The 10,975-nt window shown below is 35.1% G+C and carries 18 protein-coding genes; 4 read left to right on the top strand and 14 right to left on the bottom strand.

Translation table 11 applies throughout. The features are described from left to right. The 14 genes from ssb to ACQKN4_RS25030 all read right to left on the bottom strand — a co-directional run. Positions 1-486: single-stranded DNA-binding protein (ssb, locus tag ACQKN4_RS25095; RefSeq protein WP_427485192.1), on the bottom strand; the 486-nt coding region annotated here is incomplete at its 3' end. Further along, a complete protein-coding gene (locus ACQKN4_RS25090; RefSeq protein ID WP_427485191.1) occupies positions 483-704 on the bottom strand; it encodes a DUF6877 family protein in 222 nt (73 codons plus the stop codon). The genes ACQKN4_RS25090 and ssb, both read right to left, overlap by 4 nt. Next, the gene (locus tag ACQKN4_RS25085; RefSeq protein ID WP_427485190.1) at positions 697-1,761 is read right to left on the bottom strand and encodes a DnaD domain-containing protein; all 1,065 of its coding nucleotides are present in this window, start codon (positions 1,759-1,761) and stop codon (positions 697-699) included. The genes ACQKN4_RS25090 and ACQKN4_RS25085 overlap by 8 nt, the downstream gene beginning before the upstream one ends. Positions 1,762-1,916: 155 nt before the next feature. Next, the gene (locus ACQKN4_RS25080) at positions 1,917-2,720 is read right to left on the bottom strand and encodes a PD-(D/E)XK nuclease-like domain-containing protein (RefSeq protein ID WP_427485189.1); all 804 of its coding nucleotides are present in this window, start codon (positions 2,718-2,720) and stop codon (positions 1,917-1,919) included. After that, on the bottom strand, positions 2,671-3,573 hold the full coding sequence (locus ACQKN4_RS25075; RefSeq protein ID WP_427485188.1) for a hypothetical protein: 903 nt from the start codon (positions 3,571-3,573) through the stop codon (positions 2,671-2,673). Before ACQKN4_RS25075 ends, ACQKN4_RS25080 begins: the two co-directional genes overlap by 50 nt. 70 nt (positions 3,574-3,643) lie before the next feature. Further along, a complete protein-coding gene (locus tag ACQKN4_RS25070) occupies positions 3,644-3,928 on the bottom strand; it encodes a hypothetical protein (RefSeq protein WP_427485187.1) in 285 nt (94 codons plus the stop codon). Continuing rightward, on the bottom strand, positions 3,925-4,212 hold the full coding sequence (locus ACQKN4_RS25065; RefSeq protein WP_427485186.1) for a hypothetical protein: 288 nt from the start codon (positions 4,210-4,212) through the stop codon (positions 3,925-3,927). Before ACQKN4_RS25065 ends, ACQKN4_RS25070 begins: the two co-directional genes overlap by 4 nt. 191 nt (positions 4,213-4,403) lie before the next feature. Further along, a complete protein-coding gene (locus ACQKN4_RS25060) occupies positions 4,404-4,538 on the bottom strand; it encodes a hypothetical protein (protein ID WP_427485185.1) in 135 nt (44 codons plus the stop codon). Then, a complete protein-coding gene (locus ACQKN4_RS25055) occupies positions 4,519-4,788 on the bottom strand; it encodes a hypothetical protein (protein WP_427485184.1) in 270 nt (89 codons plus the stop codon). Before ACQKN4_RS25055 ends, ACQKN4_RS25060 begins: the two co-directional genes overlap by 20 nt. Next, the gene (locus ACQKN4_RS25050) at positions 4,776-5,051 is read right to left on the bottom strand and encodes a helix-turn-helix domain-containing protein (RefSeq protein ID WP_427485183.1); all 276 of its coding nucleotides are present in this window, start codon (positions 5,049-5,051) and stop codon (positions 4,776-4,778) included. Before ACQKN4_RS25050 ends, ACQKN4_RS25055 begins: the two co-directional genes overlap by 13 nt. A 182-nt stretch (positions 5,052-5,233) precedes the next feature. Further along, complete coding sequence (locus ACQKN4_RS25045; protein WP_427485182.1) at positions 5,234-5,548, bottom strand: hypothetical protein; 315 nt, start codon at positions 5,546-5,548, stop codon at positions 5,234-5,236. Positions 5,549-5,558: 10 nt separating this feature from the next. Then, on the bottom strand, positions 5,559-6,209 hold the full coding sequence (locus ACQKN4_RS25040; protein WP_427485181.1) for a hypothetical protein: 651 nt from the start codon (positions 6,207-6,209) through the stop codon (positions 5,559-5,561). Between the two features lie 279 nt (positions 6,210-6,488). Beyond that, a complete protein-coding gene (locus tag ACQKN4_RS25035) occupies positions 6,489-7,328 on the bottom strand; it encodes a phage antirepressor KilAC domain-containing protein (RefSeq protein WP_427485180.1) in 840 nt (279 codons plus the stop codon). Between the two features lie 32 nt (positions 7,329-7,360). After that, the gene (locus ACQKN4_RS25030; protein WP_427485179.1) at positions 7,361-7,585 is read right to left on the bottom strand and encodes a helix-turn-helix transcriptional regulator; all 225 of its coding nucleotides are present in this window, start codon (positions 7,583-7,585) and stop codon (positions 7,361-7,363) included. A 165-nt stretch (positions 7,586-7,750) separates the two neighbouring features. On the opposite strand from ACQKN4_RS25030, the gene ACQKN4_RS25025 reads away from it, so the two are divergent. The 4 genes from ACQKN4_RS25025 to ACQKN4_RS25010 all read left to right on the top strand — a co-directional run bounded on the left by ACQKN4_RS25025 (position 7,751) and on the right by ACQKN4_RS25010 (position 10,671). Beyond that, on the top strand, positions 7,751-8,110 hold the full coding sequence (locus tag ACQKN4_RS25025) for a helix-turn-helix domain-containing protein (RefSeq protein ID WP_427485178.1): 360 nt from the start codon (positions 7,751-7,753) through the stop codon (positions 8,108-8,110). Positions 8,111-8,135: 25 nt separating this feature from the next. Beyond that, a complete protein-coding gene (locus tag ACQKN4_RS25020) occupies positions 8,136-8,846 on the top strand; it encodes an ImmA/IrrE family metallo-endopeptidase (RefSeq protein ID WP_427485177.1) in 711 nt (236 codons plus the stop codon). Between the two features lie 220 nt (positions 8,847-9,066). Further along, a complete protein-coding gene (locus ACQKN4_RS25015) occupies positions 9,067-9,420 on the top strand; it encodes a hypothetical protein (protein ID WP_427485176.1) in 354 nt (117 codons plus the stop codon). An 87-nt stretch (positions 9,421-9,507) separates the two neighbouring features. Then, positions 9,508-10,671 (top strand): tyrosine-type recombinase/integrase, encoded by a 1,164-nt coding sequence (locus ACQKN4_RS25010; RefSeq protein WP_427485175.1) that lies wholly within the window; start codon positions 9,508-9,510, stop codon positions 10,669-10,671. Positions 10,672-10,975 lie beyond the last annotated feature (304 nt).

The following is a 10,975-nucleotide window of genomic DNA, read 5'->3' as shown; positions in this document are numbered from 1 at the left end:
AACTTCCCCTGGCCCTTTACTATTAGCAAACGGATCTTCATTCCCTCTCATATAACTCGGCTGGTTGTTATTACCGCCATATTGCCCTTGTGAACTACCTTGTTGTTGTCCACCTGTATTTGTACTTGATTCGTAGTTTGAAGTGCTCTGCGAGCCTCCTGCGCTGTTTCTCGGTTCTAAAAACTGAATACTGTCGGCTACAACGTCAGTATGGTACACACGCTTGCCATCTTGCCCCTCATAACTGCCTGTTTGGATTCGCCCTTCCAAACCTATTAAATTACCTTTGCGCTGAAAGTTTGCTAGATTCTCAGCTTGTTTTCGCCAAGCCACACAACTTATAAAGTCTGCCTCACGATCACCTTGTTGATTTTGAAATGTTCGATTAACTGCAACTGTGAAGCGACATGTTGCAACTCCATTTGGCGTATAACGTAATTCAGGATCTTTTGTAAGTCGCCCAACTAATACAACACGATTAATCAATTTAAAACCTCTTTTCTTTTTGCAATTCCTGCTTGTACATTGTTTTCTAAGTATCTAAGTTGTTGCATAGCATAGTGTGAGCAATTACTATCACTTAATCGTTTTTGAACATCTTGAAGGACTGGGAGTGGAAACTCATACTCTTGTATAATTTGGTTTATACGGTCTGCTACCTCCTCTAACATGTTAGCTCGAGTAACATCCACCTTCTCAGCCATTAGCTTCACTCCTTTTTCTCATTCTTTCAATATTTTCTAAGGCCTTTTGTTTCTCAGCCTCAAAATCAATTGTGTTGTTATCAGGTTCAGTACCTGGAGTTAGTGACTCTTCTTTGTTATTACGATTAGCGAACCACTCTGGCACTATTTCTGTTCGACCTTTAGGCTTTTGATAGGATTGGTTAGATTGTTGTCGCTTGTTGTTTTTCTCTCTTTCTTCTTTAGCATGTAACTGCTGGTAAGTTGTGATCATTTCCTTACGCCAGTTAATTAATGTTCCTTCTGCATACTTAATTTTGTTGCGAGCATTATTAAATACTGCGTTTTGTAATGCTGCTAAGATTAAATCCACATCTTTATAATCATCTAAGATGTAACCAAGGTGTTCTGCTATTGTTGGAAGAACTGGTGTAATGTTGTGATTTGTAAATTCAACTAATCTAGCAAAATCAGATTGAGAAGAAACCGACTGACAACCTTCACTGTCTTTTGTTTGTTTTTCTTTTTTATTTTCTTTTTGTTTTTCTTTTTCTGTTTGTTTTTCTTTTTGTCCACGTATCGTTGACGTATCGTAAGAACCCGCATCATTACTGGATTCATTATTTTCTGACGTAACGTTATACGTATCGTGTGACGTATCGTAGTACGACTCGTAGACGATACGTACAGAATCATTTGAGATTCCTTTGCCTACCCATTGAATTAATGTGGTATCTTTCACTTCTTTTAGTTCTGACTTCACACAATCAAGAATCGGTTTACCTCCGCGATTAAGGTTGTATTTGCCCCAGTTTTTAATAGCTATTTCACGAGTTTCCTCATTGTATTTAATAAGTTTGTGATGCTCTCTGAACCTTTGTAGCAGCGCACCAGCACTTTCCATTGAGTAACCCATATCAAAAGCTATTTGCTTTTTGGTAATTTGATAGATGCCAATTTGAGTCGTACTTTCATTTGTCAGCAAATACAGGAAGAAGTATTTATCCTCTGCTGTCATTTCCTCAACCACACGAGGATCGTTCCAAAAAGTTGTGTAGACGTATCTGTATTTAGCCATTTGCCCTCACCTCTCCTTATATTCGAATTATTATCACAGACTTATTAACAATCAGGTTAGGAAATAATAAATAATTTCCCGGGTAAGCGCAGGAAATGACAAGTATACCCTTAAGAAAAACTTTGCGGGTTACATTATTCATCCATTTTCACCACCTAATCTAGTAGATACTCAATTTCGAATGTACCTTCTAACTTCTTTGTGGACCTGCAATATCCACACTTATCACATCGATGTGGCTTTTTTCGTCCTTGTTTCGCTGCTATGATGTTTGGTAGCATCGTTTGAACATATTCCATTTCAAAATCAAAACGTCCAGAATCGAAATGTAATACTGCTTTATCAGGTGGCGTTTCTTTAGTAACTGCGACAATGTAAGGATCATAATAACGACCTGTATTTTGAAAGATGATTTCTCTATACACCCACATCTGCAACACATAATCAAAGGCTTGTACAAATGAAACCCATGTATTATATTTCTCACTCCAGTAACGCTTCCGAAGCTCCTGAGTGCTCTTTAAATCACTGAAAAATCCACGTTCATGATTGATGTTATCGACTTTGATTTTCCACTCTACACCGAATAACTCACCTGTATAAATGATCTCTTTTTCACCTTGTAAAGCGAACATACAGAACTTGTCATTTTTAATAGTCTCAATCATGTCATCAGCTTTTTCATAGTCCTTATATTTGTTACTACGACTGTTGTAAATGGTGCCGTGATTTAGTTCTTTAAATTCTGTGAATGCCTCGTTACTCTCAAAGGCAACGTGTAAATATGAACCAACCATTAATGCTGTAGAGGGAGGACGAGAAAACTCGCCTCTTACCTCTGCAAACGTTCTAGCTTCACACTCCATAGCACTTTTAAATTGAGATACTGACATATAATGTTGGTTTGCCTCATTCGAGTGATAGCTCTCGCTGTTCAATTTGAATGTCGTTTGTTGCATCTGGTTTCACCTCTGTTTTTGACTCTGCTTGAGTTTGGAAATCAGCACCTAAACCGCTAGATTGCTTTTTAGCATCCTCTTTTGGGAACCAATCCTCAACTTTTGACATGCTGTCTTTTAAGCTGTTAGCGATGTTGAGAAGTTCTACATAGTCGTACTCACTGAAGGAATCAGCATTGTAACCGAACTTTGTTTCAACCATGTCTTGCGTAACACGATAATGGTCTTTGAAACCTTTTAACATGGAAGAGATTCGGTCTTTTAATGGTCCTTTACCGTTACCAGCAAGTGTTTCTGTGCATTGCAAGACTGCTTTATCAACAATGTCACCAGGGATAACTCCGAGTATGCAAGAACGTAAGCGACGAGCTCCATCGTTTGCTACCTTTTCGTAAATGTCTCGTGGATCCGTTAGTTGTTTTAAACCCTTTTTTGTACCGATTGCATGTTTAACTGTAAAAACTTTTTCTTGGCGTACGTTTGTTTCAAGATCCCAACAAAACGCTTTAGCTACTGATTCACCATTGCGTTGCTCTAACTCTTGGATACCGTATGATAAGTTACCCCAGTTCTGAGCGATTGCCTCAGCTAATCTGATAGATGGTCCTGTTACCTTTGTGCCACCTTTCGGATAACTGTACATTGCTGTTTGAGCTAGTGCTGGACGTTTACATGTATCTAACACACGTTGTTCGGCTTGGAATACGTTGCGTGGAAATTGTTTCGCCATGAAAATTTGTCCTTTGACTTCTTCCATTTCACGGGATGCACTAGCTTGCGCTAATGCTCCTCCACTTTGAAATTGAGGTTGTCCCATTTGAGGACTATTGAACTGTTCTGCTAGGTTACTCATTGAAATTCCTCCTGTAGTGCGCTATAATGAGCGCAATTAATAATTTGTTTAAGCCACTCTGCCAAGTGGTTTATTTTTTTGTATGAGCAAAACCATAATGCTCCTCCACATAAGCAATTACCTCTGAATCAGTCATGTCATAAGTTGATTCATCCATATATCCAACAGCCAAGTAATCACTGATATTGTCGATGTGTACAATCGCATCACCGATTTCGAAATAAACATCGCCAGAAGCTATGAAACTACCAAAATCATCGTGCATTTCAAAACTCACTGCTGGCTCATAAGGTGGCATTGGATACTCAATGTGGCCAAGCACCATTGGATTTTCTATTTCTAATAGAACACTCATGCTATCGCCTCACGTTCACAGCAAACAAATGAAATGCCGTCTTTATCGAATCTATACTGTGTCCAGCTTGCGTCATCGTAACCTATAAACTTTTCGACATCGCAGTTACCTAGTTTCTCGATAGTTTCTTTGCGGTGTAAATGTACTAGAATATCAGCGTTATTCATCGCGCTGTCGCTGTACTGTACACTAATTACGTTTTCTGACGGTATTCCGTATTGATCTAGAATGTCTGGTAAATCAGCAATCCTAGATATTGCTTGATTCAATTTCATACATATCAACCCTTTCGATTATTTTTGATGGCATCCCATCAAGCAACTTACAGTGTCGGCAAAGCATACCGTAGGGAGACGGTGCTGTAAGCTGCTTGACGAGAGCGAGATAACACTCGCTAACGTCTGATTTTGTGGTATAATGGTTACATACTAAACCGTACGGCTATTTAATCACTCCACTGATTAAATAGCTTTTTTTATTGCCAACATGTGATAATCACTGGTATTCCGATAACTAACATCGTTAACGCGGCACCTATACAGAATTTTTTATGTGACTCTGGTACATCATCCTCTGGTAAGTAAAAATAGTTATCTAGCCATTTCCACATAATTCTTCACCACCTCACTTAGTAAACCTCTATCCTGCAAATCCTTGATAACCCACATGAAATTTTGTTGATCTTGTAAATGAGCTTTTAATCTTTTGATTTTGTACGTTGTTTTCTTGATTTTCCGCATGCATTCTGCTGATAAGTGATACTCACCACGTTGGTTATGAACACCTATTGCTACTAATAAATCTTCGTTACAAGCCTCTAACATCGCTATTTCTAGCTTTAATTTCTCTACAATATCCATGAAAAGAACCCTCCTATAAACATTGGTACTGTTTGTAAAAATTGCAGTGCTGTATCTGCGCTAAATAATGCTGCTATTACAGCATCCTGTGAATTTGTAATTGCTGCTGTTTTAGCTAAAAATGTCGCCTCACACGCAATAAGATTTTGTTCTATACGACTAATCGTTGATTGTGTCGTGTGCATCAAATCAGCAAACGCCTCCTGTGAAAGTTTCGCTTTCTTACGACATTGTTTTATTAATCCTCCAACATCTAAGTTCATATATATTCACCCTTTTTTATGCAGTTTGAGCATATTATGCATCCGTTGCATTGTTTCTCTTTCAAGTTATCTTTAATATTGAGATTAGAGGTAGATTTGCCCCTACCTCTTACTAGATTGGTAGTTTGACGAGGCCATTTGCCCTGGCCTCTCCTATTCAATTGCACCTGCCAGTGCATTTTTTAATACCATTCATTCATAATAATTTCTTGTAGTAATTTTGATGTCGGTTCTTTTAACCAGACACGTTTACCACCTTTTTCACGTTGGCGTTCATATCGCTGTATACGCGGATCGTTCAAAATGTGGTCTTCTAAAAATTTGCGACTGAAAGTAGTTGCTTTCATTATGTCGTTAATATCCCAAAATAGAATAAGTGGCTTAGCAGCATCATTTGCGATTGCCACTAACATCTGATTTACCTTTTCAGATGTAATACCAGACATCTCGAAAAGCGTTTGAATCAATTTGGTTTCATTTGGTGGAGATTGAATCATTCTATACCTCCTAAACATTCATTCTCTGAATTGCATATTCAAGACCTTTGGAGACATCAAAACCTTTATTAGTTAATTTCTTTAATAGAATTTCTTCAATTTCGCTATTAAGTTTCTCTGTTTGGTTGTAAACTTCTATTAAAGGTTCTCTAGCTGTCTCGAATTCTTTAAGGAAACAAAATTTTGTATTATAAAAACTGAAAAATATTGCATTCGATATATCAGATAAATATTCATCAAATAGATTTGGTGATGTGTTTGTTTTTTTATCTAGCCAAATACCTATGGGATATAAAGTTTCATCTGCTTCTTCTCTAATAAATGAATAACTGTAACAATCAACATTTAATTTGTTAGCTATTTTTAATACACTTTCATCAAATTCCTTAGCAATTAAGCAAAGTGTTTCGATTTCTTCAGCAAAAGAGTACTCAAAAGTCTGATAAACATCTTTCCTTTTTGCTTTATTAATCTTTAATTCAATAGCTATTTTGTTATTTATTGACAAATCAGATTTTCCATACCCTAAATATTCTTGTTTTTTTACTGTAATTTCATTGTTGTAATAATCTATAAATTCTTGATTTAGTACTTTCTCTAAATCTTTTTCAAGTTTGAAGCGTTCTTTTTCAACAGGAAACCTCTCATCTGCTATGAACAATCTTTGATATTTTTGATTTATAAAAAAGAATTCATTTTGAACAGTCTCAAGACACTTAAATGTTTCATCATCTCGAATAAGCTTGTTAAATGCTTCTCTAAAAAATTCATAGGTATTAAAATTTGAATAATTAAGTAAATATTTAGCGTATGCATGACAGTAAGGAACAAATCTTATTAAGGAAAAATCGTTATTAAATATTCATTTTTATAGTGAGGTTCCATTAAATTTAACAATTGAGTTTTTCTTAAATCGATGACATTCGACATGCGAATCCTCCTAAACTATTTTTTTATTTCCTTCAACAAGTGTCAGTTTCATTTTTTCCATGGTTGGAAAAATACCTTTAGACTTTAATGTCTCATATAGGAATAACCGACCTTTTTGAGTCCATTTTGTATGAAGTTTCACTCCTGTTGAACCATCTGGTTTTCGATACTCTTTAGTCTCAGATTTCGTATAACCTAGACCCTTATATTTGCTGTAAAGTAACCATTGTTTATTTAGGTTGTATTGGATGCCGTGTTTGTTTAGTAACTTGTTGAATGCTATTGCACTCATCCCATAATCTTCAGCAATTTGTGTAGTTATCAACAAATCTGTGCAACGTAAAACTTCATCTACATAAGTTAACTTTGGTTGAGCATCAGCAATTTGCTGTTGGCACATTCTGTTCTCTAACTCCAGTTGCTCATTCTCTTCAACCATTTCCAATAAAGCCACTAAAGCTTCTTTAAAGTTTGTTGGTATTTTTGGTTGTACCGGAACAACTTTTATTTCACCTTTTCTCAAACCTTCTAATAAATCGTATACGAAGTCGTAGAAAACATCTGCCTTCGGTTGTTTGCTTCTACGGATTACTTCATAGATGCCTTTTTCGTTGTAAACGATTGTTTCATATTGTTTACCATCAGTTGATACCAATTTGGTACTAACTGAAAAATTATTTAAGCGCTCTTCATATCGTGAATGAATTTTTGTTATCGCTGTACGTGGTTCTGAATATTCAAGCGCCTGTCCGATTTGTTCGCGATTCATAAAAATATCACCATTCTCGTTTTGCCAAAAGTCACAAACGACTGAATTGAACTTTCTACTTTGAACTAAGATTAAATTCATCTTCATACCTCCAATATCGTTTTGTTTCTAAATCAAAGACACAATTCGTTTCTTAAATAATTAAAAAAAATTTCATCAACCGTTGTTCCATAATAGTCAGCTATCTTTTTCGCTAATCGTAATGAAGGTGTTCTATCCCCTCTTTCGATTGCTCCTAGCATTTGAGGTGTTATTTTTAGATCAAAAGCCACGTCAGACCTAGATTTCACACCACGAAGGTTAACTAAAACTACTCTGTCATTGGTCGTGGTTTTCACAGTGACAAACCTCCTTTATTAGAAACAATTCGTTTCCTTAAATACATAGTAAAGGAAACATTATGTTTCTGTCAATCGTTTTTAGAAACTTTTTGTTTCCTTTTTGCATTACCAATAGAAACAATGAGTTTCTACTTATATAATGTAAATAACGAGGTGAAATAAATGTTTGGACAAAATCTAGCTAAATTAAGAAAAGAACGAAAATTAAGTCAGTACGATTTAGCAGAAAAAATGAATTTCTCAAGAGGGAAAATCGCGAATTATGAACAAGGGACTCGCCAACCAGATTTCGAAACCTTACAAATGTTTGCGGACTTTTTCGATGTCTCAACTGACTTTTTATTAGGTAGAACTGACACGCCAAATATAAATAGTAAAAACAGCGAACCATCACTACAGGCGTGGTTAAGGCAAGAAAATACCGATTTATCGGAATCAGAAAGAGATGAACTTGGTAGTGAAATAGAGGATTATTTAGCAGTCAGAAAACAGAGGATTTTAGAAAAAAGAAATGGCAAATAAACTACATTTAAGTGGGTGTTGAAATTTGAATTTAATCAAAGAAGCAACATATGCTGCTGAAAAAGTGTATAAACAAAACCGCTTACCAAATATGAATCCAAATAATTACAGATGCGATATATTATTACTGAGCATACTTTGTAATGAGGATATTTATCTTGACTCCCGTGCATTTAAAAATGATTTATGTGGGATGTTAATATTAGACGAGGATGAAAAAACTTTAGTTTATAACTCTAATCAATCACAAACACGAAGAAATTTCACGATAGGTCATGAATTAGGTCATTATTTTTTACATCGCGAAAAGAAGTCGCAATTTAGAGATAGAACAAAAGACATACTCGATAACGCAATCAATGAGTTTGAGATGCAGGCTAATGCTTTTGCATCTCAATTACTATTGCCGAATTTTTTTTTATATAATTTGATTGGTAATGGGTTCCACTTTTATCAAATACATAAACAAACACAAATCTCAAAACAAGCGTTATACTGGCGGTTGGTAAACTATTTAATAGATATTCATAAATTAGAAAAGTTATTAGCTGAGAAAATAGTTAAAGAGTTTCAAGATTTCTCTATAGCTAGCATGAAAAATTTAGTACACCACAAGTGGTCTCCGATTTATGCTTTAATTTTAAACAATACACATCCTATCCGGACAGGTATTGAATTTGCAAGAGACAGTCGAGGTGAAATAATTGGTATAAAAAGTGCAAAATTGGTTACATAATTCTTTTGTCTTAATAAGAACGAATATTGTAACTCAGAGGGATAAGCGTGACATCTATACAGAAATTTTTTTCAACTATACCCGATGACCTTGTGCAAAAAGTATATTTCGGAACAAATGACGATATAGCTGCCTTACATCAAATCCCAGTAGAACTAGTGAAGTTGCAATTTTAGGGGCTATTTTAATATATATTTATACATAAAAAGGGGGATTAAAAATGACAACAAACATCACTATTCAAGAAACACAACTAGAAAGTAGAAGAGGTCAAACATCATATTTTGATGGAGGATTACTTCAATTTATCGGATGGTGCATTTTAGGAACACTCGTGACAGTATTTACATTAGGCATTTGTTATCCATGGTCAATAACAATGATCTATGGTTGGAAAATAAATCACACTGTTGTTGAAGGCCGCCGATTAAAATTCAACGGCTCAGCAGTTGGTTTATTCGGTCATTGGATTAAGTGGTGGATCTTAACTATTATTACAATCGGTATATACGGCTTCTGGGTATTCATCAAATTAGAAGATTGGAAAGCTCGTAACACAACATTTGCAAAATAATTTTTCTTACATATAGCTTCTTTTTCATTGAAGAAGCTATTTTAATACCCCTAAACAGAACATACGTTCAATGAAGGAGTGATCTAAATGGCTCGAGAAAAAATGACAAAAACCAAAATAGATAGCGTTTATTGGTACAAACAAAATGGCAAAAAAAAATTTGGATATCGATACAAGTATTACGACCGTCATGGTGCAAGACGAGAAAAAACTGAACGAGGCTTCGATTCAATTGAAAAAGCTGAGCGAGCATTAATTGAAGTGAAGGCTTCTATATTAGACGGGAATGTTGGTTTTGTTGAAAATGATAATTTAACAGTCGCTCAATTAAATGAAATTTATATCGATGCTAATAAAACTAATTGGAAACCGACTTCTGAAAGAAACCATAATTACGTAATGAGCCAATATGTTATTAATTCAATTGGACATCTCAAAATAAAGAATGTAAATAATATTGTTGTTCAAAGAGAATTGATAGATCCGTTGATAATTAAAGGTTTTAAAGAAGGAACACTTATGTCGATTTTTAGACGTTTGAATGCCATTTTTACGTTCGCTATTAAGAATGAAATTTTAGATAGAAAGAAGTTTTCTACCCCTAATTTAAGTAGAGCTACTGAAAGTATTAAAAGAAATGCCCTTTCTATAGATGAAATAACAAAGGTCTTAGAAATTGCACGCACTAAATACAAAATTACTCATTATACTTGTCTGAGCCTCTTATTTTTAACAGGGATGCGCGTTGGTGAATTAAGGGCTCTGCAGTGGGAAACTGATATTGATTTCGAGAACAATGTAATTCATATAAATAAAACTAAGGATCGTTACGGGTCCAGGACACCGAAGACTAAAAACAGTTATCGAAAATTCCCTATGAATGCAAACATCAAAAGTATTTTGTTAGATTATAAAAAGTGGTATGACGAAGTAATGGAAACTTATAAATTTCGGAATCCAGACGGACATGTATTTATTACGTATGCTGGCGAACCGATTGGTGAACGCTATTTAAAACGCATCATTGACTTAATCTGCGAGCGAGAAAATATAACTCACTTTACCCCTCACTACTTACGGCATACATTTGTAACAATACAGTTATCTAATAAAATTCCTGTATCTACAGTTGCAGCTTTAGTCGGTGATACTCCTGAAACGATTTATAAAGTGTATGCACATTCATTTGAAAAAGATGAAGTACATGCATCTAATCTTATGGATGAGATTATCAATCTGAGTTCATTTTAAGAATCTGAGGAAATCGAAAAATGATGAATTTGGGGTACATTTTGGGGTACATGCTTTTTTCTCCCCTTCCCTATTTAAATGGCATCTGGATACAACCATTTAGCAATCCTCTACAAACGTTGATATATCAATGTTTTCGAATAAAAAAACACTCGTATTTTAAACGAGTGTTTCGTGTTTTTTAGGATAACCATTTCGGCGGTGTGTTTTTCTCCCAGAGTTCAAATGATTTTATATTACGTATTTTCCTATAGATATATTGCTTTAGTATCAACGTTCTATAGTGTACCACATTTTTTGATTT

The organism is Lysinibacillus sp. NPDC093692 (genome assembly GCF_050280125.1).
Taxonomy (GTDB): Bacteria; Bacillota; Bacilli; order Bacillales_A; family Planococcaceae; genus Lysinibacillus.
The sequence above is the reverse complement of the archived record's forward strand: the minus strand, read 5'-3'. Positions and strand labels throughout refer to the sequence as shown.